This is a genomic window from Beutenbergia cavernae DSM 12333 (genome assembly GCF_000023105.1).
Lineage (GTDB): Bacteria > Actinomycetota > Actinomycetes > Actinomycetales > Beutenbergiaceae > Beutenbergia > Beutenbergia cavernae.
Map to the genome: position 1 here is coordinate 450595 of NC_012669.1, position 23442 is coordinate 474036.

26 protein-coding genes and 2 tRNA genes are annotated in these 23442 nt (G+C 71.7%); 16 read left to right on the forward strand and 12 right to left on the reverse strand.

The features are described 5' to 3' along the window. Positions 1-70 precede the first annotated feature (70 nt). Complete coding sequence (locus BCAV_RS01990) at positions 71-496, forward strand: hypothetical protein (RefSeq protein ID WP_012725442.1); 426 nt, start codon at positions 71-73, stop codon at positions 494-496. A 56-nt stretch (positions 497-552) separates the two neighbouring features. After that, positions 553-640 (forward strand) — tRNA-Ser (locus BCAV_RS01995). Positions 641-733: 93 nt separating this feature from the next. Here the strand turns inward: BCAV_RS01995 and BCAV_RS02000 are convergent. Continuing rightward, positions 734-1636 carry a sigma-70 family RNA polymerase sigma factor gene (locus tag BCAV_RS02000; RefSeq protein WP_012725443.1) on the reverse strand — a complete coding sequence of 301 codons (903 nt, stop codon included), beginning with the start codon at positions 1634-1636 and terminating at the stop codon, positions 734-736. A gap of 84 nt (positions 1637-1720) precedes the next feature. Between BCAV_RS02000 and BCAV_RS02005 the strand changes: the two genes are divergently transcribed. The 4 genes from BCAV_RS02005 (at position 1721) to BCAV_RS02020 (ending at position 5701) form a co-directional block, all read left to right on the forward strand. Then, positions 1721-2062 carry a VOC family protein gene (locus BCAV_RS02005; protein ID WP_012725444.1) on the forward strand — a complete coding sequence of 114 codons (342 nt, stop codon included), beginning with the start codon at positions 1721-1723 and terminating at the stop codon, positions 2060-2062. A gap of 227 nt (positions 2063-2289) precedes the next feature. Further along, positions 2290-3612 (forward strand): MFS transporter, encoded by a 1323-nt coding sequence (locus BCAV_RS02010; RefSeq protein WP_012725445.1) that lies wholly within the window; start codon positions 2290-2292, stop codon positions 3610-3612. Between the two features lie 78 nt (positions 3613-3690). Continuing rightward, on the forward strand, positions 3691-4521 hold the full coding sequence (locus BCAV_RS02015) for a hypothetical protein (protein ID WP_144016681.1): 831 nt from the start codon (positions 3691-3693) through the stop codon (positions 4519-4521). A 169-nt stretch (positions 4522-4690) separates the two neighbouring features. Next, the gene (locus BCAV_RS02020; protein WP_043346423.1) at positions 4691-5701 is read left to right on the forward strand and encodes an NAD-dependent epimerase/dehydratase family protein; all 1011 of its coding nucleotides are present in this window, start codon (positions 4691-4693) and stop codon (positions 5699-5701) included. A 31-nt stretch (positions 5702-5732) separates the two neighbouring features. Here BCAV_RS02020 and BCAV_RS02025 read toward each other — a convergent pair whose 3' ends face one another. Both BCAV_RS02025 and BCAV_RS02030 read right to left on the reverse strand, forming a co-directional pair. Beyond that, complete coding sequence (locus BCAV_RS02025; RefSeq protein WP_012725448.1) at positions 5733-6389, reverse strand: response regulator; 657 nt, start codon at positions 6387-6389, stop codon at positions 5733-5735. Beyond that, positions 6386-7525 carry a sensor histidine kinase gene (locus tag BCAV_RS02030; protein ID WP_012725449.1) on the reverse strand — a complete coding sequence of 380 codons (1140 nt, stop codon included), beginning with the start codon at positions 7523-7525 and terminating at the stop codon, positions 6386-6388. The genes BCAV_RS02025 and BCAV_RS02030 overlap by 4 nt, the downstream gene beginning before the upstream one ends. A gap of 123 nt (positions 7526-7648) precedes the next feature. Here BCAV_RS02030 and BCAV_RS02035 point away from each other — a divergent pair, with 123 nt between their 5' ends. Then, positions 7649-8176: a DUF6326 family protein gene (locus BCAV_RS02035; RefSeq protein ID WP_245528928.1), complete on the forward strand. Its 528-nt coding sequence runs from the start codon at positions 7649-7651 to the stop codon at positions 8174-8176. 206 nt (positions 8177-8382) lie between these two features. Here the strand turns inward: BCAV_RS02035 and BCAV_RS02040 are convergent. The 6 genes from BCAV_RS02040 to BCAV_RS02065 form a co-directional block, all read right to left on the reverse strand. After that, positions 8383-8474: transfer RNA gene (locus BCAV_RS02040), tRNA-Ser, on the reverse strand. Between the two features lie 125 nt (positions 8475-8599). Then, complete coding sequence (locus tag BCAV_RS02045; RefSeq protein WP_012725451.1) at positions 8600-9259, reverse strand: hypothetical protein; 660 nt, start codon at positions 9257-9259, stop codon at positions 8600-8602. Positions 9260-9269: 10 nt separating this feature from the next. Further along, positions 9270-9578, reverse strand: coding sequence for a hypothetical protein (locus tag BCAV_RS02050; protein WP_012725452.1), 309 nt, complete (start codon positions 9576-9578; stop codon positions 9270-9272). A gap of 11 nt (positions 9579-9589) precedes the next feature. Next, positions 9590-10342, reverse strand: a complete 753-nt coding sequence (locus BCAV_RS02055) for a hypothetical protein (RefSeq protein ID WP_012725453.1) — start codon at positions 10340-10342, stop codon at positions 9590-9592. 150 nt (positions 10343-10492) lie between these two features. Beyond that, positions 10493-12004, reverse strand: a complete 1512-nt coding sequence (gene pdxR / locus BCAV_RS02060; protein ID WP_012725454.1) for a MocR-like pyridoxine biosynthesis transcription factor PdxR — start codon at positions 12002-12004, stop codon at positions 10493-10495. A gap of 108 nt (positions 12005-12112) precedes the next feature. Continuing rightward, a complete protein-coding gene (locus BCAV_RS02065) occupies positions 12113-13024 on the reverse strand; it encodes a helix-turn-helix transcriptional regulator (RefSeq protein WP_012725455.1) in 912 nt (303 codons plus the stop codon). Positions 13025-13227: 203 nt separating this feature from the next. On the opposite strand from BCAV_RS02065, the gene BCAV_RS02070 reads away from it, so the two are divergent. Beyond that, on the forward strand, positions 13228-13572 hold the full coding sequence (locus BCAV_RS02070) for a cyclophilin-like fold protein (RefSeq protein WP_012725456.1): 345 nt from the start codon (positions 13228-13230) through the stop codon (positions 13570-13572). Between the two features lie 188 nt (positions 13573-13760). Here BCAV_RS02070 and BCAV_RS02075 read toward each other — a convergent pair whose 3' ends face one another. Next, positions 13761-14132: a hypothetical protein gene (locus BCAV_RS02075; RefSeq protein ID WP_144016682.1), complete on the reverse strand. Its 372-nt coding sequence runs from the start codon at positions 14130-14132 to the stop codon at positions 13761-13763. 75 nt (positions 14133-14207) lie between these two features. Here BCAV_RS02075 and BCAV_RS21985 point away from each other — a divergent pair, with 75 nt between their 5' ends. From BCAV_RS21985 to BCAV_RS02090, 4 genes are all read left to right on the forward strand, one after another. Further along, the gene (locus BCAV_RS21985) at positions 14208-14705 is read left to right on the forward strand and encodes a MarR family winged helix-turn-helix transcriptional regulator (protein ID WP_187292840.1); all 498 of its coding nucleotides are present in this window, start codon (positions 14208-14210) and stop codon (positions 14703-14705) included. Between the two features lie 241 nt (positions 14706-14946). Continuing rightward, complete coding sequence (locus tag BCAV_RS02080; RefSeq protein WP_144016683.1) at positions 14947-15924, forward strand: hypothetical protein; 978 nt, start codon at positions 14947-14949, stop codon at positions 15922-15924. Positions 15925-16135: 211 nt separating this feature from the next. After that, positions 16136-16507 carry a DoxX family protein gene (locus BCAV_RS02085; protein WP_012725459.1) on the forward strand — a complete coding sequence of 124 codons (372 nt, stop codon included), beginning with the start codon at positions 16136-16138 and terminating at the stop codon, positions 16505-16507. Positions 16508-16538: 31 nt separating this feature from the next. After that, positions 16539-18044, forward strand: coding sequence for an FAD-dependent monooxygenase (locus BCAV_RS02090; RefSeq protein ID WP_012725460.1), 1506 nt, complete (start codon positions 16539-16541; stop codon positions 18042-18044). A 33-nt stretch (positions 18045-18077) separates the two neighbouring features. Here the strand turns inward: BCAV_RS02090 and sigJ are convergent, their stop codons facing one another. Beyond that, a complete protein-coding gene (gene sigJ / locus BCAV_RS02095) occupies positions 18078-19076 on the reverse strand; it encodes an RNA polymerase sigma factor SigJ (protein ID WP_012725461.1) in 999 nt (332 codons plus the stop codon). Between the two features lie 158 nt (positions 19077-19234). Continuing rightward, positions 19235-19585: a hypothetical protein gene (locus BCAV_RS02100; protein ID WP_012725462.1), complete on the reverse strand. Its 351-nt coding sequence runs from the start codon at positions 19583-19585 to the stop codon at positions 19235-19237. Between the two features lie 205 nt (positions 19586-19790). Here BCAV_RS02100 and BCAV_RS02105 point away from each other — a divergent pair, with 205 nt between their 5' ends. The 4 genes from BCAV_RS02105 to BCAV_RS02120 are packed head-to-tail and all read left to right on the forward strand — an operon-like array spanning position 19791 to position 23441. Continuing rightward, complete coding sequence (locus BCAV_RS02105) at positions 19791-20744, forward strand: MetQ/NlpA family ABC transporter substrate-binding protein (protein ID WP_012725463.1); 954 nt, start codon at positions 19791-19793, stop codon at positions 20742-20744. Positions 20745-20752: 8 nt separating this feature from the next. After that, positions 20753-21778: a methionine ABC transporter ATP-binding protein gene (locus BCAV_RS02110; RefSeq protein WP_012725464.1), complete on the forward strand. Its 1026-nt coding sequence runs from the start codon at positions 20753-20755 to the stop codon at positions 21776-21778. After that, positions 21775-22443 (forward strand): methionine ABC transporter permease, encoded by a 669-nt coding sequence (locus tag BCAV_RS02115; protein ID WP_012725465.1) that lies wholly within the window; start codon positions 21775-21777, stop codon positions 22441-22443. Before BCAV_RS02110 ends, BCAV_RS02115 begins: the two co-directional genes overlap by 4 nt. After that, the gene (locus BCAV_RS02120) at positions 22443-23441 is read left to right on the forward strand and encodes an NAD(P)/FAD-dependent oxidoreductase (protein WP_012725466.1); all 999 of its coding nucleotides are present in this window, start codon (positions 22443-22445) and stop codon (positions 23439-23441) included. Before BCAV_RS02115 ends, BCAV_RS02120 begins: the two co-directional genes overlap by 1 nt. Position 23442 lies beyond the last annotated feature (1 nt).

Sequence of the window (23442 nt, forward strand, 5' to 3'; positions counted from 1 at the left end):
GCGAGCACGCTGACGACCCTACGGCGTCACCCCATCCGCGTCCTCGCCGAGGCCGCCCTACGCTGGGTGGGTGCGCGCATTCGTCGACGGGTCGACCTTCGCCGTCGACGCCGCCGACGGCCCGGACGCCGCGCCCTGGCGCGCGTGGCGGGCGACGTTCGAGGGGGAGCTCGAGGGCCGGCTGTGCACGAGCGCGGGGGCGCTGGCGCGCATGCGCAGCGGGCTGCGCTCGTCCCCGCCGGCCACCAAGCGCGCGGGGGAGGACGCCGTCGTCGGCGTCGAGGTGCTGGGCGTCAGCGACCAGGCGCTCGCGACGGCGGCGCACGCCGCGAGCGTCGTCGACCCGTTCCGCGCGATCGACGTCGGCATCGCCGTCACGCACCCCGACGTGCGGGTGATGGTGAGCTACGACCCGCTGCTGTGCCGGGTGAGCGCCGTGTACGGGCTCGACGTCGTGACGCCGGGTCGCGCCTCCGGATGGTGGGACGCGGCCTGACGTCGGGTGCGGGAGAATGGGCGCCGCCCGCGTCGCGCCCTGGCGCCCGCGAGCCGGGAGGGCTGACAGAGCGGCCGAATGTGACGGTCTTGAAAACCGTTGTGCGGTGACCCCGCACCGGGGGTTCGAATCCCCCGCCCTCCGCCCTGCGCTAGGTCCAGGAATGGGGTGGATCCGGGAGCCATGCGCTCCCGGATCCACCCCACTCCTGGCCATGGGCCAGGTCCCGCGCCCCCGCTACGGCACGAGCTGGACGTCCATCTCGCGCACGGTGGTCTGGTTCAGCACGAGGTCGATGCCCACGATGCGTCCCCGCTCTACCGTGAACGCGAACACCGCCCGCGCTGCGCCGTCCGAGGCCCACACGGCGCCCCACGCGCCGTCGACGAGCGCCGTCGTCGCGTACGCCGCGCGCCCGGCGAACGCCTCCGCGACGGCGCCAGCACCGCGCACCTCGGGAGCGAGCTCCGGGGCCCCCTTCGCCGCGTTGACGGTCGCGGCGGCGACGGCGGCCCGGTCGGCGGTCAGCACGACGTCCGGGTCGAGCAGGGCCAGGAGCCCGGCGAAGTCGCCCTCGCGCGAGGCCGCGAGGAACGCCTCGACCACCTGACGCTGGCGGGCCGGGTCCGGTTCGGCGCCGGCGTCGTCGCCGGCCCCACGCACCCGCCGCCGCGCGCGGCTCGCGAGCTGACGGGACGCCGTCGTCGACCGCCCGACGATCGGCCCGATGTCCTCGAACGGCACGCCGAACAGGTCGTGCAGCACGAACGCCAGCCGTTCCGCGGGTGCGAGCTGGTCCAGGACCACGAGGAGGGCCGTGCCGACGGCGTCCGCCTGCACGGCCGCGGCCTCCGGGTCGGGCGCGGCGTGGTCGACGGCGTCCGAGCGCTCGGCCTCGAGCGGAGCCTCGCGGCGCGACGTGCGGGAGCGCAGCATGTCGAGCGAGATCCGCCCGACGACCGTCGTCAGCCACCCCGTGAGGTTGGCGACGTCGCTCGTGTCCGATCTGCTGAGTCGCAGCCACGCCTCCTGTACGGCATCGTCGGCCTCGGCGGCGGATCCGAGGAGGCGGTACGCGACGGCGCGCAGGTGCGGCCGGTCCTCCTCGAAGCGTCGGGCCAGTCGTTCCGTGCGGTCCATCGGTCACATCCTCCTCGCGCCGGTCGTCACCCACATGACGCGTCGCATCATCGGGATGTGACCGCGACCCTCGAGGTGAGAAGCATGTCGCAGGTGTTCAAGGTGATCACGTACCCCGTCCGGGACCTCTCGGCCGCGAAGGCGTTCTACACGACGCTGCTCGGCACGGAGCCGTACGCGGACTCGGAGTACTACGTCGGCTACCGGCTCGGCGACCAGGAGATCGGCCTCGACCCGAACGGCCACGCGACCGGGCTCACGGGTCCGATCGGGTACCACCCGGTCGACGACCTGGAGGCCGCCGTGGAGGCGGCGACGGCGGCCGGGGCGACGCTCGTGAAGCCCATCGCCGAGGTCGGCCCGGGGCGGCGCATCGCCGCTGTCGCCGACGCCGACGGCAACGTCACGGGGCTCATGCACGGCTGAGGCCGGGCCTTCCGCGCCGCCCTCGGTTCGCCGAGGCGTCGCGTCCCGCCGGTTGCCCACGCGGCGATCGGCGGAACGCGGCCTCTCGCGGGCATCCCAGCGGGGCGAACCGTTCGTGCTGCTTGCATGGTGCAACCAAAAGGAGTACCGTCTCCGGTTGGCCACGTGGCGCCGTCGCCGCGCTCGCAGACCACGCCGCACTCGCGCTCAGACGGAGAGGACGCCGCATGACGACCACCACCCCACGCAACGCCCACGCATCGGGGGCGGCGCCGTCGGCGTCCACCGCCGCAGATCAGCACGACCCGACGGCGGGGTCGAGCCCGACGTCCGACGACGGCGGCCCCTCGCTCCTGAGGCAGCCGCGCGCCGTGTGGGCGGTGGCGTTCGCGGCGGTCGTCGCGTTCATGGGCATCGGTCTCGTGGACCCGATCCTCCCGGCGATCGCCAGCGACCTCGACGCGACGCACGCCCAGGTCATGCTCCTGTTCACGAGCTACATGGCCGTGACCGGGGTCGCGATGCTCGTGACTGGCTGGGTGTCGAGCCGCATCGGGGCCAAGAAGACGCTGCTCGCCGGGCTCGCGATCATCGTCGTGTTCGCCGCGCTGGCCGGAGCCTCCGACTCGATCGGCGCCATCGTCGGCCTGCGGGCCGGCTGGGGACTCGGGAACGCGCTGTTCATCGCGACGGCGCTCGCGACGATCGTCGGGGCAGCGTCCGGGGGCGTGGCGTCGGCGATCATCCTGTACGAGGCGGCGCTCGGCGTCGGCATCGCCACCGGCCCGCTGCTCGGTGGTCTGCTCGGCTCGGTGAGCTGGCGCGGGCCGTTCTTCGGGACCGCCGTGCTCATGGCGATCGCCTTCGTGGCGATCACCGTGCTGCTTCCCCGCAGCGCCCCGCCCGAGCGGCGGACGTCGCTAGCGGACCCGTTCCGCGCCCTGCGCTTCCCGGCGCTGCGTGCGCTCGCCGTGACGGCGTTCTTCTACAACATGGGCTTCTTCGCGCTCCTCGCGTACACGCCGCTCGTGCTCGACATGTCCGCCGGCTCCCTCGGCCTCATCTTCTTCGGCTGGGGTGTGTGCCTGGCGGTCACGTCGGTGCTCGTCGCCCCGTGCCTGCACAGGCGGTTCGGGAGGATCGGCGTGATCCTGGCGATGTTCGTGGGGCTCGGCGTCGTCCTCGCGGTCATGGCCCTGACGACGACGGCGCCCGCTGCCCTCATCGTGTGCGTGATCCTCGCGGGTGCGTTCCTCGGCGTCGTCAACACGCTCCTCACGGAGGCCGTGATGGTGGCCGCGCCGGTGGAGCGGGCCGTCGCGTCGGCGGCGTACAGCTTCGTGCGGTTCTTCGGCGGCGCGCTCGCGCCGTTCCTCGCCGGGTTCCTCGCCGAGGTGAGCGTGGGGCTGCCGTTCTGGATGGGGGCGGCGGCCGTGGTCGTCGCGTTCGTCGTGCTGCTGACGCAGCGGCGCACGCTGGGGCACGCCGACCGCGACGACGAGCCGGAGATCGCCGAGGCCGAGGCCCTCACCGTCGCCGAGGCCAGCTGACGCCGTCGGGCGATCAAACGCCGTCGGCTGCCGACGACGGCGAAGCGCGCCTCGTGCAGGTGCGCGAGACTTCCCTGGGTGACCGACGAGGCGACGGGGCGGCCGGACGTACCGATGATGTGGATCGGCGGGGCGCCGGGGGCGGGGAAGTCGACGATCGCTCGTGCGCTCGCGCACGAGCACGACCTGCCGCTGCACCCGATCGACCGGTGGACCTACGACCACGTCCAGCGGCTCGGGCCACGTGACTGGCCGCCACCCGACCCGGAGGAACCGGATGCGGCCGCCGAGGTGTTCGTGGAGAGCAGCAGGGAGCGGCTCGCCCTCGTGCGCGCCGACGTCCGCGCCCGCGACCTCGGCGAGGTTCCGGCCGTCGTCGAGGGACCCCAGCTGTTCCCGGACGACGCGTCCGGGCTCCGCGACGGCTGGGCGGTGTGGCTCGTGCCGGACGCGGAGCAGACGAGGTCGGCGCGGGAGCGCCGCCTCGCCGCCGTCGAGGACCCGGGAGGTCGGGCGCGTCTCGCCGGGTACCTGGCGCGCGACGCCGTCCTGGCGCGCCGGGTGCGGGAGGGCGCGGTGGTCGCGGGGCGGCCCGTGGTGGAGGTGGGCGCGGACCCCGACTGGGTGGCCGTTCGGCGCGCCGCCGAGGCGGCTCTGGCTCCTGCGCTCGGCGCGGCGTCGCGCCTCGAACCGGGCGCGCGTCTCGCCGAGCAGCGGCGGTTCGAGAACCGGGCGGCGGCCAGGCAGATCCGGCTCTGGGTCGAGACCGAGCGGCTGGACGCGCGACCGGAGTTCCCGTTCGCGTGCGAGTGCGGGCGATCGCGATGCGCCGCCACCTGGCCGGCGACGGTCGGCGCGTACGAGGCGACGGCGAGCGACGGTCCGGTCGTCACGGCCGAGCACCGGTAGCGGCTGACGTCGTCGACGGCGAGCGCTACCTCCAGGTCGAACGGGAACAGCAGCTGAGCGGAAGGCACCAAGGAGAGATCGATCCGATCCGACGCGTCAGCACCTCGGCGCACCCGTGCGTCCGGACCAGCCCGAGGGCGGGTACCGCGGGATGGCTAGGGTGGCCGCCATGGCAGCGCTGCGAGTCCTCTTCATCGGCGGCAACGGCACGATCAGCGCGGCGTCGAGCCGACTGGCGATCGAACGGGGTCACGACCTCACGCTCCTCAACCGGGGCGTCTCGGCGGCGTCGGACACCCCGGACGCCCGGCCCCCGATCGAGGGCGCAAGGTCGCTGGTCGGAGACGCCGGGGATCCGGACTCGATCCGGGCCGCCGTCGCCGGCCAGGAGTGGGACGTCGTCGTGAACTTCCGCTCGTTCTCGCCCGAGCAGGCGGCGGCCGACGTCGAGATCTTCGACGGCGTCGTCGGCCAGTACGTCTACATCTCCTCGGCCTCGGCCTACGCCAAGCCGGTGGAGCACCTGCCGATCACCGAGTCGACGCCGTTGAAGAACCCGTTCTGGCAGTACTCGCGGAACAAGATCGCCAGCGAGGAGGTGCTGGTGCGGGCCTGGCGCGAGCGCGACTTCCCGGCGACCATCGTCCGCCCCAGCCACACCTACGACGAGCGCAGCATCCCGATCCCGGGACGCTGGACGGCGATCGACCGACTGCGCCGCGGAGCGCCGGTGCCGGTGGTCGGCGACGGTACCTCGCTGTGGACGCTGACCCACACGCGCGACTTCGCCGTCGCGTTCGTCGGGCTGCTGGGCGACCGCCGCGCGGTCGGGGACACCTTCCACATCACCTCCGACGAGTCACTCACCTGGGCGCAGATCACGCGGATCCTGGCCCGTGCCGCCGGCGCGGACGAGCCGGAGCTCATCCCCATCCCGGGACGGGCCATCGGGACCGAGCTGCAGGACGAGCTCGACGGGCTGGTCGGGGACAAGGTGCACTCGGTGGTCTTCGACAACAGCAAGGTCAAGGCGCTGGTGCCCGAGTACACGGCCACCACCCGGTACTGGCAGGGCGCCGCCGAGGTCCTCGCCTGGTACGACGCCGACGAGCGCCGCCGCGTGGTCGATCCCGACGTCGACGCCGCGCTGGACCGGCTCATCACCCGCTTCGGGTCGTAGCTGTGCGCAGGGGGAGTCTGAACCGGACCGTTTAGTCCGCTCTCACGCGCCTGGTGTCGTAGGCCCACATCGCGATCTCGACGCGGTTGCGGGCGCCGAGCTTGGTCATCAACGACGCGACGTGGGTCTTGACCGTACTGAGGCCGACGAAGAGCTCGGTGGCGATCTCGGCGTTGGTCCGGCCCCGTGCCACCAGCGCGAGCACCTCCTCCTCGCGCCCGGTGAGAGGGTCGATGGGCTGGACCGGTACCGCCGGCGCCTGGTCGGCGAAGGTCGCCAGCAGCCGTCGGGTGACGTTGGGGGCGATCAGCGCGTCCCCCTCGGCCGCGGCGTGGATGGCCCGCACGAGGAGCTCCGGCCCGGCGTCCTTCAGGAGGAAGCCGCGGGCGCCCGCGCGTAGGGCGCCGAGGACGTACTCATCGAGGTCGAAGGTGGTGATCACGACGACCGCCATCGGGTCCGTCACGCCTGGCCCGGCCAGCCGCCGCGTCACCTCGACGCCGTCGAGCCCGGGCATCCGGATGTCGACGAGGAGGACATCGGGACGCAGTCGGGTCGCCAGCTCGAGCGCTGCGAGCCCGTCCTCTGCCTCACCCACGACCTCGAGGTCGGGTTGCGCGCCGAGGATCATCACCAGCCCGGCCCGGACCAGGTCCTGGTCGTCGGCTACGACCACACGGATGCTCATGTCAGCACCTCGACCGGCAGCACGGCCTCGACCACCCAGCCACCATCGGGCCCCGGCCCCGCGGAGAGCGAGCCGCCGAGGAGCAGGACGCGTTCGGCCATGCCCAGCAGGCCGAATCCAGGCTCCGGGGCTGGGCCCGGCTCCGTCTGTCCATCGTCGCTGACACGTAGCCTGACGGCGTCGCCCTCCTGCCGTACGACGATCCCGACGCGGGTCGCGCTCCGGGCGTGCCGGACGGCGTTGGTCAGCGACTCCTGCGCGAGCCGGTAGAGCGCGGCGTCCACGGGTCGTGCCAGCCGAGTCAACGAGCTGTCCAGCGAGACCTCGACCGTGGGCGTCGTGTCGGCGCGCGCCAGAGCAGGCAGGTCCGCGACACCCAGCGGCGGTGAGTAGGCGACGGCTTCCTCCTCGCGCAGCACCCGCACCATGGATCTCATCTCCGCCAGGGTTTGCGACGCTTCAGACTCGATGGCGGCCAGGACCTCGGCAGCCTTCTCAGGCTGGGCGCCGGCGACCACGCCACCGGCCTGTGCCTGCACCGCGATGGCCGAGACGTGGTGGGCCACGGTGTCGTGCAGCTCACGCGCCAGCGCCACCCGTTCCTGATTGCGGATCTCGCGCTGTTGGCGATGCAGGAGGTCCGCGCGATAGCGGAACACCGCTGCGAGGGCGACGAACAACAACAAGAGGACGATCCCGCCGAAAACGTCGACCCAGCCCGCGGAGGTTGCGTACATCCCCAGCGCGACGACGACTGTCACGAACGCCGTCCCCACGACCATCTCCCGTCCCGAGCCCCACCGCACCAGTGAGTAGAGCAGGATCAGGACGGCCATCATGGCGTACAGGCCGAGCTCCCCGGCGTCTGCAGTCAGCTGGAGGACCGAGAGCAGCCCGGCGACGCCCCACCCGACCAGGGCGGCCACCAGGGGGCGGCGCCGCCGCCAGAGCAGGGCAGGTATCAGCGCCAGGGCGAGCACCATCACCAGGGGTCGCCAGGCCAAGCCCGGCCGGACAAGGCCCTCGACCAAGGCAGCGGCCGCGAAGACGCCCACGAGCAGCCAGTCGAGACGACCAACGGGCGGGACGTCAGCAGGCCGCGGCTCGTGCCAGATGGAGCGCCGAACGGTGACCACGAATCCAGCCTAGGGATCGGCGCGTCCTGGCGTACCGGCCGAAAGCACGAGAGAGAGATCCTGCCATCGGCCAGGCGAACTGCAGCCTCCGGGCGGACGAGCTCGCCGCCGCGCTCGTCGATCGTGGACCTACCGATCGTCACCACAGCAACGGAGCCCATGATGAGAACACGTCAACCCACCATCACACTGGACGACCAGCCGATCCCGGTGAGAGCCAAGCTCGCCGCAGCGTGGACAAGCCTCATGTTCCTGTACGCCTACGTGGACATTCTCAACTTCTTCACGCCCGGCGTCGTCGACGACATCCTCGCCGGCAGGGTCTTCGAGTTCGCCCTCTCCCAGACCTTTTCGACGACGGCGCTGGCCCTCATGGCCATCCCGATCCTCATGGTCGTGCTGTCGATGACACTGCCCGCCAGGGTGAACCGGATCACGAACCTCGTCGTGGCTTCGCTCTACGTCCCCGTCACGGCATTCAACGCGGTGGGCGAGTCCTGGCTGTACTTCTACGGCCTCGGCATCGCGCTGGAACTGATCCTTCTCGCCCTGATCCTGCGGTACGCCTGGACCTGGCCGCGCACCGCATCGTCGGCGACCATGGTGACCAGCCCGGACCGTGACACCGTTCGCGCTCCGCAGCAAGCCTGAGCCCAAGAGCAGTCTCCGTGGAACCGATCACGGTGCAGACCGGTCCCACGAGGATCTTCGCTGCGCGCGATCGGTGCTCCGGCCACTCGCCCCCGCGATCGCCGTGGCACCTGCCCATTTGTGCTCACCGCAGCGGGCGAGTCGACTGCCCGCTAGCCGCATGATGCCAACGAAAAGCCCCGGATCCCTAGGGATTCGGGGCCTCGTGGCGGAGACGGTGGGATTTGAACCCACGGGAGGATTGCTCCTCCACGGCCTTAGCAGGGCCGCGCACTAGACCTGACTATGCGACGTCTCCAAGGGGACCGGCCGAGGCCGAGTCCCGTGCAGGGTACCTGCCCGGCGAGCGCGACAGCAAAGCCGCCACCGGCGCTGCTCCGTGGCGACGGTTGGCGCGAGCCAGCTGGGGCTGAACGCCCGGTGTCACCGCGCGAACTGCGGCCAGCTGTCGCGAACCCCGGCGTCGAGCGTGCCCAGCGTGCCGGCCGCGTTCCTCAGCTCCCACTGCAGCGTGATGACCGCCGTGGTGAGGGCGACAGCGGCCGTCGCGACCGCTGCGATGAGCGGCGCGATCGTGAACGAGGTCGCGATGCCCGCGATGAGGGCGACCAGCGTGGCGACGAGGCCCATCTGGAAGACGCTGACGCCGAGCCAGGCGTCGGAGAGGGCATCGTAGATCTCGAGCGCGATCGGGTCGATGACGTCGCCGATCGCGTCGAGCTGGATCGGGATCAGGCGGCCGTAGGCCTCAGCCGCTTCGCCCGTCCAGTTGCCGCCGCGCAGCAGGTCGCTGGACTCCACGAGCGTGCGGAGCTCTGAGACCGGCCCGCCGACCCCGGACGCCCACCCGTTCGCCGCCCGGTCGATGTCCGCGGGATTCCCGAACGCGATGCTGATCTCCTCCAGCCAGTCGATGACTTGCCGCACGAGCGTGTCGAGGTAGTCGAGCGCCTCCGCGATCAGCATGCCGCCGACGATGTCCGTCGGCGAGGAGAGGTCGATCCCGTCGACGACCCGCTGCCGAGCGGCGGCGATCTCCCGCTCCACGTTCCGGATGAGCTCGATGACGGCGTCGATGTTCATGTCTGCCCCCTCACTCCCAGTTCCACTGGCCGTCGAGACGGGCCTTCGCCGCCTCGTCCGTCGAGGCGTACGTGGCATGCACGTACCGCAGCTCCTCCGACGCCCCCTGGACGGTGTTCGCCCCGTCGACGAGAAGATCGTGGATGCGAGTGCGGACCTGCTCGTACTGCTGGTCGAACCCGTCCCCGAGGAACGTGAACGCCCGCTCCACGACCCCGAGCCCGTTCACGGAGTTGGCGGCCGATCTCAGTCCGTTCGCGACCTCGTACCAGAGCACCGCTTCCTCGGCGAGTGCCTCCATCGCCACCTCGTACGTCATGGCGCCTCCCGTCAGCCGAGCAGGCCGAGTCGGTCGGCGACGGCCATCGGGTCCTGGAGCTCGCGCGCTAGTCGCTCGAGGGGTGTCGCGTCGTGAGAGCTCCGCGCGGCGGCTGCGGATGCCTCGGCCCGCGCTGCGACGATCGCGTCCGTCGTGGCGAGGGAGATCGCGAGCGCCGACTGCCCACGCAACCAGTCGCCGTCGTAGGCGACCTCGAGCAGCTGACCCTGAGCATCCGCCGTGGCGACGACGCCGCCCTCACGGTGCCCGTCGTAGCGCGCGCGTCGTCGCGCCTCGAGGAGCTCGCGGCTTTCCCCCAGCGCGTGGAGTGCCTCGTCGACGACGCCGTTCAGCCTCGAGGCGACGGCCTGCGCGTCGACCGCCCCGGCCGGGCGCTCGGCGAGGATCTCCCGCAGCCGGCCGGGCAGCGAGTCCGACGTCGGCGGCATCGGCCGCGTCGTCGGCGGAGCGTCGCGCAGCCGCTCGCCGGTCATGGTGAGCGCGGTCCTCAGCCGCGCGACCTCCGCAGCACGGATCGTGTCCCGGACGACCTGACCGAGCTCCTCCGGGCGGTAGTGGTCCGGCCAGTCGGCGTCCACGACGAGCGAGACGATCGCGCCGTCGTGCCCCAGCTGCACGCTGACCGAACCAGTGTCATCGGTCGCCTCAGCGAGCGTGCCCTCGGCGTCGACCGCCTCGGCGACCTGCTGCACTCGGTCGAGCGACTCCCGGATCTCGGCGATCCTGTCCAGCTCGATGCTCATGCGTTCCCCCATCCCCACCAGCCGTGTTCGGAACTCGACGACGCTACGTCGGCGCCTCAGCCCCTGGCTGGTCCAGTTGGCCGTCCCAAGAGGGGACCACTTCGGGTGGAGGGACCCGCACGGCAGCGGCGGTCGCGATCAGCCGGACGCTCAGACCTCGGCGGGGCCTGCCTCGGCCGCTGCTGCTCGTAACGCCGAGGCGAGCGCTGCGAGCGCACCGCGGAACTCGTGCTCGGCCGGCGTCGCGAAGCCGATCACGACACCCGCGCGGCCCGCGGGGACCGGCCCGAACCGCGTGAGCGCCGGCGGCGGCGAGACGCCGAGCCGGGCGCACGAGTCCTGGACGGCCTCGACGGTCGGCATCCCCGGACGATCGCTCCAGGTGAGCACGACGTGCAGGCCACCGATCCCGCCCTGGATGTCTGCCCACGGGGCTGCCATTCGGACGGTGGACGCCAGCGCTTCCCGACGCCGTCGGTACGCGAGGCGGGAGCGGCGAACGTGTCGGTCGTACTCGCCAGAGGTGATCAGGTCGTCCAGGGTGAGCTGGGTGAGCACGCCCGCCTGCTGATCGAGGTTCCGCTTCGTCCGGACGATCTCGCCGACCCAGACCGGCGGTGCCACGACCCAGCCGAGCCTGATCCCGGGCGCGAGAGTCTTGCTCACCGTGCCGCAGTACGCGACGTGCCCCGGTTCCAGGCCCTGCAGGGCACGGTGCCGCCCGCGCGGGTCGGGGAACTCCCCGTCGTAGTCGTCCTCGACGATGAGCCCACCGGACGTCCGCGCCCACTCGATCACGGCGCGACGTCGGGCTGTGCTCAGCCGGGCGCCGGACGGGTACTGATGGGCCGGCGTCAGCAGCACCGCCGTCGCGCTCGTGGAGGGCAGTCGGGCGACGTCCGCCCCGTCCTCGTCCAGAGGAAGCGTCAGGGTGCGCACTCCGGCCGTGTGCACGACGACGGTGTGGTGCCAGTGGCGTTGCTCCTCGAGGGCGAGCACACCGCGGCGGGAGGCGATCACCCGGGACAGCACGGCCAGCGCCTGGGTGAATCCGGAGCAGACGACGACCTGCTCCGGATGGCACACGACGCCGCGCACCCGTCCGAGGTACTCGGCGAGTGTGTGCCTCAAGCCGGGATCGCCACGGCTGTCGATGTATCCCAGGCTCCGCGACGGAGCGGCGAGCAACGCACGTCGCGCGGCGGCCGCCCACGCCTCGCGGGGGAATGCCGACACGTCGGGCGAGCCGGGCTCGAAGCTGTACCGGAAGGACGCGATCTCCTCCAGCCTGCTCCCGATGTCGATCGGGGCCACGTCCGGACCGTCGCCGGCACGGTCGGCGAGCCACGTGCCGGAGCCCTGCCGGGTCGCCAGCCAGCCTTCCGCCACGAGCTGCGTGTAGGCTTCGGTCACCGTGTTGCGGGAGACGCCGAGGTCCTCGGCCAGGGCGCGGGAGGACGGCATCCTCACACCCGCACGAAGGGCGCCGCTCCGCGCCGCCGACCGGATCGCCTCCGCGAGACCCGCGCTCACCCCCTCGCCCCGTCTCACCACCGTCCGCAGGTCCTCGGACCACGATCGTGCTCGGTCGTCGGGGTCGTCACGCTCCGTCCCGATCGTGAGCAGGTCGAGCTCACGCCGGTGGCGCGCGTCGCTCGTCATGTCGGTCGAGGTCCGATCATCGGGAGACCACCCACGCTACTCACCGGTGACTAGGCGACCCTCCCGGAGAACTGGCCGGTGTCGTTCGACGTCATCCGTGAATCTTCCTCACGCCTCCGCCTCGGTGGCGCGCGGCGTCAGACTCCGGCTGTGCGGCGTCCCGGGTTCGGGTGTGGACCAGGCGCCGAGCACCTGGAGGGCTTCGTAGTCAGGGGATCCGGGTTCCGCCGTCAGGACGGTGAGCTGAACGCCGGGATTCCCGACGACGTCGAGCCCGTCGTAGTGCAGGGTCAGCTCGCCGACGATCGGGTGGTGATAGCGCTTGGTGCCGCTCTCGTGGTGCCACACGTCGTGGCGTCCCCACAGCCGGCGGAAGTGGTCGCTGCGGGTCGACAGCTCGCCGATGAGGTCGTGGAGCTCCTTGTCATGTGGGACGCGGCCCGCCTCCGTGCGCAGCTGAGCCACGTTCATCGCGGCGGCCGTGTCCCAGTCCGGGTAGAACCGGCGGGCGACCGGTTGGAGGAAGATGAACCGCGCGAAGTTGGGTCTGACCGTCGTGCTCGTGGCGATCAGCTCGTCCATCAGAGCGCGGCCGAGCGGATTCCACGCGAGCAGGTCCGTGCGGCCGTTGCCGACGAGGGCAGCCGCCGTTCCCACCGAGTCGAGGAACCACTGCAGGGTCGGTGAGGGGCGCCAGCCGGTTGTGCCTCGCTCCTGCCTCGGTGAGCCGCCGCCAGCGGCGCCTGCCCGATCTGCGAGGCGGTACAGGTGTTCGCGCTCGGCGTCGTCCATGAGCAGTGCTCGCGCGATGCCGTCCAGCACTGCCGGCGAGGCGCTGCCGAGTCCCCCGCGCTCGATCCGGGCGTAGTACTCGACGCTGACTCCGGCCAGCGCGGCGGCTTCGCCACGTCGCAGGCCCGGCACGCGCCGGTCGTCGCCGCGCTGCAGGCCGACCCGCTCCGGATCCACCCGGGCGCGTCGTGTCATGAGGAACTCGCGGACCTCCGCACGGTGATCCATCCCTCGAGGGTAGGACGGCGTCGAGCACTCTGAGATGCCCTGTCAGGACACGTCAGCCCCGGGACTCCCGCGCGCGTGCAGCCGGCGGTTCTGATGGGTTCATGGCACAGGGAGCTCGGCTCGTACTCGCAGCAGCGCTGCTTCTCGGCGTGTCGGCGTGCTCCCCGAACGTCGCCGACTCGACCGCAGCGGCGGAGGTCCGCGTGGAGGACGACGCCGTTGCCGCGCAGCTGACCGAGCAGCTCCCGTCCGACCACATTCTCTCGTTCGACAGCAGGATGGGCACGGCGCAGGTCGCTGCCCTGCCGCAGCCGCTCGACGTCCGGGGTGATGCCATGCGCAGTTACCGTGCCGGCGACGTCGTCTACTGGTCCACGGAGCAGGCGCTCGTCATCTTCCTCACCGACGGCTTCGCCGTGCCGGACGATGGCGTTCTGACCCGCATCGGCGCCGTCGTCGACGGGATGGACCAGCTCGTCGGGTGCGAGCGGGACTGCCGTGTCCATTTCGGCGCAACCTCCTCGTCGCTCGGCCGTGGCGGCGGGTGAGCGGGCCCGCAGTGGTCACTCGACGACGTCGCCGGTCACCTCGCCGCCTTCGAGCCGTGGGCGCGTTGGATGCGGTCGGGTCGCTGGTTGGAGCCTCGGACACTGCCGGGCGGACCGTTGACTGCGGCGTGGGCCCAGCCGAGCCGCATCCGGCGCCGGCCGCCAGGACGACGGCGATGACCGTGACGTCAGGTCTGAGCTGGTTCAGGTGACCTAGGAGCTGGCGACGGATGTCCGGTGCGAATGGCCACCGTTGACGTGGCCGCGGCGACGACCCAGATGAGTGGGCCCGAGAGCCCTGCGGCGATGTCGACGTGTCCGGGCACCACCATGACGGCTACGAAGGCGGCATCGATGAGACCGAGGACGACAAGGTTGAGCCAGTAGCCGAATCGGTCGTTGACGCGGTTGCAGAACCAGCCAATGGCGATCGCCTGCGCGCCGAAGACGCTCGCGCAGACGAAGAACATCAGGCTCTCGGCCTCGAGTTCACCGGCGGCAGCCGCGCCCTGTCCAATCTTGGGAACCGCCATCGAGACGCCGAGCCCCAGATGCAGCAACCCCCACAGGATGTAGGCGGCCGCGCCAACCTGAGCCCAGCGGGAAGGACCCCTCGATGCCGTAACATTCACGCCGTGAAAGATACACGACGTGTACGAGCTGTCCAAGCTGATCCTGCCATCGAGACCGCCCTGTCGGCCACCCGCCAACTGCACGCAGCGACCGAGGAGCTCCTCGACGCCGCGGCCGAGCGCTATGGGATCAACCGCAACGACCTGCGCTGCCTGGAGATCCTCGACCGTGAAGGGCCGATGCAGCCCGGCCGGCTCGCTCAGACCAGCGGACTGAGCCCAGCGGCGATCACCAAGGTGCTCGATCGACTCGAACAGGCCGGCTACGTCATACGCATGGGCCAGGGCGCGGACCGGCGCACCCGACAGGTGCGGACATCCGACCGTCACGCCCGCAAGCGGCGCGACACCTGGCAGCCGGTCGTTGCTGCCGCCACGACAGTCTTGGCTCAGCTGAGCCCGCCACAGCTCGATCTCCTCGCCACCACCCTCACCGACCTCGCCCAGGCCAACCGGGAGAGCGCCCAACGCCTACGACAGTCTGAACCGCCCCGGGTTTAGTGGAGGGCGCGCCCTCCCAGCGGCGATTGCGCTGGGTGGTGAAGGACCAGCTCGAGCTCGTCGACGGTCCGGAACGAGCCGTCGATCTTGACGCACCTGTTCTCGTCAGTGCGCCGAGCGCGGGTCCCTATAGTCAGCGGCATGCCGATGGCTTCGGTCGGCCAGATCGCGTAGGTCGCCGGGCGGCGCCTCGTGCGATCGCCAGGGTTTGGTCAAGACCCGGAGGTGCAGCATGCGCGTCGTGGCGTTCGTCCTGACCGTGGTGGGATTGACCGTCCTCACGGGGTTGGCGGGCTTGGGCATGGTGGTCCAAGCGGACCGCACCGACCCGCTCTGGCTATCCGTATCCGGCGCTGGTGTCGCACTGGCGTTCTCTGGGCCGGTGGTCCTGGGCAGCCTGGCCGCGTGGTGGCAGCTCCGCGGGTCCTCGGACTCCGGCCGCTACTACCGCCTCTGGCGCAACGTGGCCACGGCGGGCACGGTCCTGGGCGCCGCGCTGGTGGTGGTCGCCGGCTTGGCGATGGGTGTCCCCATCTGGCTGCTCTTGGTCATCGCCGTCGTGGCGCTCGGACTGCTGATCGTCGCGGTGCCGGTCGGAGACCGGGTGCGCCGGTCGGCCGATGCCAAGGGTCGGGTCACAGACGCCTTCGCGCCCGATACGAGCGACGACACGCGCCGTGTGATCCGGAGGACCGCGCTGACGTTTGCGATCACCCTCGTCGTGGTGGCTGCCGCCTGGATCCCGCTGACCGTTATGACGGGGGAGGAGCCCAACGACCTCCGGTTGGCGATGGCTCTGTCCGGGTTCCCGTTCATCGCGGCGAGCCTCGCCTGCAGCTTGTCGGCGCTGCGGCTGAACCGACGCGTCCGCGAGGTCACCGGACAGGACTTCGGCCGCCTACGCGCCATCGCGCGTGTGGTCCTCAAGGGCAAGGATGACGAGCTCGATGAGCTGGGCCAGATCGCGGCCGCGAGGTACGCCGCCCTCGCACCGGCCACGCTTGGGACGCAGCTGGGCTCCGTCGCCCTGCTGTACGTCGGCCTCGCGCTCAACATCACCTCGCAGGCGCTCGGCGGCGTGATCCCATCGACGATTCCGCTCGTCATGCTCGCCGTATTGGCAATCGCCCTCGCCGTCGTCATCCCGCTCCAGCTCCGCAACATCCGGCGCGCCAGAAATTACGCCGCTGAGCACCGCGACCTCCTGAGCAACAGGTGACACAGCCCAGCGACGGCGGCCCGACGCGCGGCCGGTGGGCTCGGAGGGTGATCTGACACTGTGCCCGGCGGCGTCGTCGTAGTGGGTAGGAGAAGGACGCTACGAAGGAGATCGTCATGGAACCTCGCATCGACCCGCACGCGAACGCAGGGCGGCTCACCGCGCACCGAGCCGCAGCGACCAAGGCTGCGGGCGCGAGCCTGGGATCACGATGAACCTCGCCTTGTGGATCACGGCCGGGCTGCTCGCGCTCGCGTTCCTGGGGTCGGGCGCCGTGAAGCTCGTCAAGTCACGTGACGACGTCGTCGCGGCCTATGCGTGGGCTGAAGACTTCTCGAAGGGGCAGATCCGACTCATCGGTGCGGCGGAGGTGCTGGGTGCCGTGGGGCTGGTCCTCCCCCCGGCGCTCGGCACGATGACCGTTCTGACTCCCGTTGCGGCCGCAGGCCTGGCTCTCTTGATGGTCGGCGCCGTGATCGTGCACCTCCGTCGCGGTGAGACGAGCAAAATCGGGTACCCGCTCGTGCTGTTCGTGCTTGCCGCTGCGCTGTGCGTGCTCCGAGCGGGTCCGTACGCCTTCTGACCGACCCTCGTCCGTAGAACGGCCACAGCCCATGGACCACGAGAACCTGCACGACACGACCGCGCTCGTCGTCGGCGGAGGCCCGACAGGCCTGACGGCGGCACTCGTCCTCGCCGCGAACGGCATCGCGTGCCGCGTCATCGAACGACGTACGGCACCAAGCTCGAGCTCGCGCGCGCTCGGCCTCCAGGCGCGGTCGATGGAGCTGCTCGCCGGCCTGGGCGTCGCGGAGGAGGTCGAACGCGTGGCCTACCGCCTCTCCGGGGCCTCTGTCATGCGCGGCGACGATGAGCTGGTGCGGCTGCCGTGGATCCCGCCGGACAGCCGCTACCCCTACACGTACGTGCTCCCGCAGGTCGGGCTGGAACATCTCCTGCGCACCCGGCTGGGCGAGCTGGGCGTCGAGGTCGAGCGCGGCGCCGAGCTCCAGCGGCTCACGCAGGACGACGCCGGCGTCGTCGCTCACCTGGCCGATGGCCGCCGCCTCACCGCCGGCTGGCTCGTCGGGGCCGACGGCGCACGCAGCCGGGTCCGCGAGGAGCTCGGCATCGCGTTCCCGGGCACGGCCACGGGCGAGACGTACTACCTCGCCGACGTCGTCCTGCGCCTCGCGACGCCGATCGAGGACAGTGCCATGTGGCTCGGCCCCGAGGGGCCGTTCATGCTGATGCGCCTGCCGGGCGGGGAGGGTCTGTGGCGGATCTTCGTCGACGTCACGGACGCGGCGCGCGCTGCAGACCTCCCGGAGCCGAGCGCCGAGATCCTGGGCGACCTGCTCGACGAGCGCGGGCCGGGCGGCGCAGGGATCGAGCGCCTCGACTGGACGTCCGTCTTCCATACCCGGGTCTGCCTCGCCGACGCCTATCGGCGCGGCCGGGTCTTCATCGCCGGCGACGCCGCACACGTCTTTCCCCCGTTCGGCGGGCAAGGCATGAACCTCGGCATCCAGGACGCCGTCAACCTCGCCTGGCGCCTGGCGACCGTCGCTCGCGGCGGCCCGCAGAACCTGCTCGACGACTACGAGACGGAACGACGTCCGATCGCCGCTGCGACGATCCGGGACGTCGAGGCCCGTCGCCGCATGTACGCGCTGCGCCATCCGGTAGCGCGGGCACTGCGCGACCTGCTCCTCCGTATGGGCGGGCGCAGCGAGCGGGCGGCGCGGAGCGGTGCCCGGAAGAACTCGCAGCTCGACTCGGGCTACTCGACAGGTGGACCGTTCGCTCCCCGCCCGCGCGTCGGCGACCGCGCACCAGACGGCGCGCTCGGCACGGGCACGGTTCACGAGCGCTTCGGTCCTGACCACCTCACGCTGTTGCGGTTCCGAGCCGGCGCGTCGCCCGAGCCGCTGACGCGCGACGGCGCGGTGCTCACCGTCTCCGTGGACGACGGCACCGACCCCGGCGGCACGCTCCGCGCGCGGTACGGCATGCGCGGGGACGGCTTCGTGCTCGTCCGGCCCGACGGCCACATCGCCGCGCGCGGCGCCCGTCCCACGCAGGCACGGCTGGCGATCGAGGCGCTTCAGCCGCAGTGAGCCCCCGCGTCGGTCACGTGGCGGCACCAAGGGTCATCGATCGCTGGCGCGCGGCGTCGACGGAGGCACGCTCCCGGCGGTCGGCCGCCGATCGGCGTCGTCGTTCCAGCGTTGGAGCTTGGCGGGGTTGAGCACGGCCCAGATGTGCTGGATGCGGTCACCGGTGATGTCGAACGCCAGCACGGTGACGATGGCGCCCTCCCGCTGCACCGACAAGCCGGGCTGACCGTTGACCAGGCACTCGACGATGGTCACGTTCGCGGGCGTTCGCTCGGCGATCGACACGTAGTGGTGCGCGACCTGGTCGGCGCCCTCGATGGGATCGAGCGCCGCGTGGGCAAGCCCGCCGCCGTCGGCGATCGCTGTCGCGTCGGGATCGAGAAGCTCGAGGAGCGCCTCGATGTCCTGGGCCACCCATGCCCTCTTGAATGCTCGGACCGTCTCCGCGTGCCGGATGGTCGACGTCTCAGGGGACTCGTACGCACGGGCACGGCGGCGAGCCGAGGAGGCGAGCTGCCGGCAGGCCGCCGGCGTTCGTCCCACGATGTTCGCGACCTCGGGGAACGAGTAGCCGAAGACGTCGTGGAGGATCAGCGCGACGCGTTCGGCCGGGCTCATGGCCTCCAGCGTCACCAGGAAGGCCATGGTCACGGACTCGTCGAGGGTGATCCGGTCCGCGGGGTCGCCGAGGCCGGCAGGCCGGCCGACGCTGGACCACTGGCCGGCCGCGGGCAGCGGCTCGGGAACCCACTCCCCGACATACCGCTCTCTGCGGGCCCGCGCCGAACCGAGGACGTCGAGGCAGATGCGGCCCGCCACGGTCGTCAGCCACGCTCCGGGGGAGCGGATGGCGTCACGCTCCTGTGGCGACTGGGCGTACCAGCGTGCGTACGTCTCCTGCACGACGTCCTCCGCCTCGGCCAGCGTGCCCAGGAGCCGGTACGCGAGGTTGAGCAGATGACGGCGCTCACCCATCACGGTGCTGTGGTTCGGTTCCCGCCGGCCCTGGTCCGGCCCGTTCTCGGTGGTCATCGCGGCGCCTGCCTCCCTCGTCTCATCCCTACCATGACGACGAACCAGGCCATCCAGCTGTGAGGGCCGAGGCTCGGCCGAGGGTTCAGGCGGCCCGGCGACGCCGTCAGGCCGCCCCGGCAGGTCTTTTACGGACGACGCCGAGGGCTGATCGCCGCTCAGCCGCTGACCCGGTCCAGGTGCTGCAACAGGTCGTGTGCGGCGAGCTCGATCTCCTTGTGTCGCCACTCGGAGGCCCGGTAGACGCAGGCGATCAGCGCGGTCCGGTGCACGCGCCGGAAGTCGCCGCACACGAAGGCATAGCGGGCCTTGGTCTCGTCGGAGGCGCCCTCGGTGAGTCCGAGGTGCCACGCGGCGTACTCCTCCCACGAGTGCCGCTCCAGGTAGGCGTTCTCGTCGTCGGCCCGCGGCTGCACCTCGCCCCAGTCGCTGTCGAGCACGTACTGCCTGGCGTCGATCAGCCGCCTGGCGTGCTTGAGGCCGCCGGGGTTCACCGTGTACGTCGCCACTTCTGCAGCCTGACCCAGCCAGACCTGGTTGTCGAGGCCAGCGCTCGGGCCGCGCCGTCTCGCGATGCGAGACCCTCAGACTCATTCGCTCAGGTGCCGGCATCTCTGGGCACACTGCACGTCGCACGAGTCGGTCGAGGGCAGACGGCCCGCAGTGCACGGAGCCGCAGCGCGGTCCGACCGTCGCCGACCCCATGGAGACCTGATGTCGCAGGACAGCACGAGCCACGACGATATCGCCGGCCACCTCGCACGCACCCGAAAGCGCCGTCGGATCGGCTTCGTGGCCGGCGGCGTCGTCGTGCTCGCCGCCGCCATCACGATCCCGCTCGTCCTCCGCAACTCCTCGTCGCCCGCCGAGGGCGCCGCCGGTGAGGACGAGCTCATCCCGCTCACCATCGCCGACACGGCGCAGAGCGACTTCCAGGACGCGATCGTCGACGTCGGCCGGGAGAACGGGCTCGACATCGAGTTCATCAACTTCGACGACCCCTACCTCCCGAACACGGCACTGGTCGAGGGCGAGGTCGACGCGAACTCGTTCCAGCACGTCGCCTGGCTCAGCCAGTTCAACAGCGAGAACGACACCGAGATCACGCCGGTGTTCTCCACGGTCATCTCCGCCTGGGGCCTGTTCTCGGACCGGTATTCCAGCGCCGACGACATCCCCGACGGCGCACGCATCGCCGTCCCCGACGACCCCGCCAACTTCTCTCGCGCGCTGTTCATCCTGCAGACGGCGGGGGTGCTCGAGGTCGACGAGGACGCCGGGGTGTTTCCCACGGAGGAGGACATCACGGCCAACCCGCGCGGCGTCGAGCTCGTGCGCATCGCCCACGAGTCCGTGCAGACGGCGTACGGCGACCCCACGATCGACGCCGTCGTCGTGGCGACCGACGACTTCGACCCGGCGCTCGGCATCACGAGCGACGACGCGCTCACGCTCGAGGACTCCGCGGCGTCGACGTCCAGCCCGTACGTGATCGTCGTCGCGACGACGCCGGAGCGCGTGGACGACCCGGCGTGGCCGCTACTCGAGCAGACCTACCGGGACGAGCGCGTCGTCGCCGCGCTCGAGGAGGAGAAGCGGGGCGAGGCGACCATCGTCGAGATGCCCGTGGAGGACCTGCGCGAGGCGCTCGCCGAGCTCACCGAGTAGGCGCCCGCATGACCGAACGCATCCGCCTCACCGGCGTCTCGAAGCGCTACGCGTCGGCCGGACGCGGCCCGGGCGCGCTCGCGCTCCACGACATCGACCTGTCCATCGCCGCGGGCGAGATCTATGGCCTCATCGGCCGCTCCGGCGCCGGGAAGTCCACGCTCCTGCGGACCATCAACGGCCTGGAGACCCCCACGAGCGGCCAGGTGCTCGTCGACGGCGTCGACGTGCACGCGCTCGCACCCCGCGAGCTCCGGGAGCTCCGGCACGGCATCGGCATGGTGTTCCAGCAGTTCAACCTGTGGGGCTCGCGCACGGTCTACGGCAACATCGCCACCCCGCTGAAGGTGGCCGGCTGGAAGGACGACGCGATCGCTGCGCGCGTGGGCGAGCTCATCGACTTCGTCGGGCTGGGCGGCAAGGCCTTCGCGCGCCCGCGGCACCTCTCCGGCGGGCAGAAGCAACGCGTCGGCATCGCCCGCGCCATCGCGAGCCGCCCGTCCATCCTGCTCGCCGACGAGGCGACGAGCGCGCTCGACCCCCAGACGACCGTCGAGATCGTCGAGCTGCTCCGGTCCGTGAACCGCGAGCTCGGCATCACGATCGTCGTCGTCACGCACGAGATGGACGTCGTCAAGCGGATCGCGGACCGGGTCGCCATCCTCAGCGAGGGTGCGGTCGTCGAGTCCGGCGAGATCCACCAGGTGCTCGCCCACCCGCGCCACCCCGTGACGGCGGGCCTCGTCGGCTCGTACGCCCGGACGTCGCTCTCGGACGCGGATCGCGCCGAGCTGCACGAGCGCTTCGACGGGCGCCGGATCGCCGTCGCGGCGGACGACGCAGTCGTGGACGGCCCCCTCCTGACGCGCCTCGCGCGCACGCACGGCGTCGACTTCGCGATCGTCCAGGGCGGCGTGGCGCGCGTGAAGGGCAGGCCGTACGGCCAGCTCAGCCTCGCGCTCTACGGGGACGACGGCGCACTCGACCGCTTTACGGCGGAGCTCGCCACCCAGGCGGAGGTGACGTCCTGGTGACGTTCGCCGGCATCGATCTCGACGTCGTCGTCCCGAAGGTCGCCGACGCGCTCTACGAGACCCTCCTCATGGTGACGGCGTCGTTCGTCCTCGCCACGGTGATCGGGCTCGTGCTCGGCATCTTCCTGTTCGCGACGCGGTCCGGGCAGCTGCTGCAGAGCTCGGTGGCGCACACGGTGCTGAACATCGTGGTCAACACCCTCCGGCCGATCCCGTTCATCATCCTGCTGATCGCCCTCACCCCGGTGACCCGCTCCCTCATCGGCACGAGCATCGGTCCGGCCGCGGCGATCCTGCCGCTGACCATCGCGGCGTCCGTCGGGATCGCGCGGGTGGCGGAGTCGAACCTCGTCGCCGTCGACCCGGGCGTCGTCGAGGCGGCGAAGGCCATCGGTGCCCGGCCGCTGCACATCCTGTTCGGGTTCGTCGTACGGGAGGCGTTCGGTCCGCTGCTGCTCTCGCTGACCTTCATCTTCGTGGCGCTCATCGACGCGACGGCGGTCGCCGGCGCGGTCGGCGGCGGAGGGCTCGGGAACCTCGCGCTCACGTACGGGTACCAGCGCTTCGACTACGGCGTGATGATCCTCATCATCGTGGTGCTCATCGGTCTGGTGCAGCTCGTCCAGCTCCTGGGCAACCGCGTCGCGCGCAGGTTCATCGACTGATGCCCGCCTCCCGCACCGGGCGGAGCGTGCTCGTGATCGGAGGCGGCGTGCTCGGGTCCGCCGTGGCAGCGAGCGTCGCCGTCCGTGGCCATGACGTCACGCTGGTGACCGATGAACCCGGGCTCGCGACGCGCGTCGGTCTGGCGAGCTTCGCCTGGGTGAACACCGCCGGCTCGCTCCCGGACGACTACCGGGAGCTCAGGTCGGACGCGCGGGCGGTCCACGCCGACCTCTCGGCGAACGGGGACGCGTGGTTCGCGCAGACCGGGTCCGAGGTGGGGACCGAGCGGACGGCGGAGGACGGCTGGGTCGACGTCGCGCGCTTCGTGGCCGCTCAGCGCGCGAGGGTGGTGGCCCGGGGCGGCTCGGTCCGGACCGGCGTCCGCGTGCGCGACCTGCGCCGGACCTCTCGCGGGCTCACCGCGACGGCCGTCCCGCTCGGCGGAGCGGAGGGCCAGGACGTCGCCGAGCTGCGCCCGGACCGCGTCGTCGTCGCGGCAGGCACCGGCACCGCGGAGCTCCTCCGCGGCCTCGGCCCGGTGTCTCGACGCGTCGGGACGGCCACAGGGCCGCGCGGTTTCCTGGCACGCGTGCGGCTCGCCGAGCCGCTGCCGGTCGACGGCGTCGTCGTCCGCGACGACCTCCAGCTGCGCCCCGACGGCCCCGGCCGGCTCGCCGTCCAGAGCCTGCGGCTCGAGGAGGCGCTGCGCGCCGGCGGCGAGTCCGCGACGCCGGCGACGGTGTGGCCGCATCTGCGCGCGGACCTCGAGCGTGCCCTCGGCACCGATGTGCCGGAGCAGGCGCTCCTCCGCGTCGACGAGGCCGCGAGGCCCGTGTCCACCGACGGGCTCCCCGTCGTCGGCCCGGTCGAGGCCGACGTGCACGTCGTGCTCACCCACAGCGGCGTGACACTCGCTCCGCTGCTCGCCGAGCTCGTCGCCCGTGATCTGGACGGCGACGCCGACGCCGGCGCGCGCCTCCGCCCGTACCGCCCCTGAC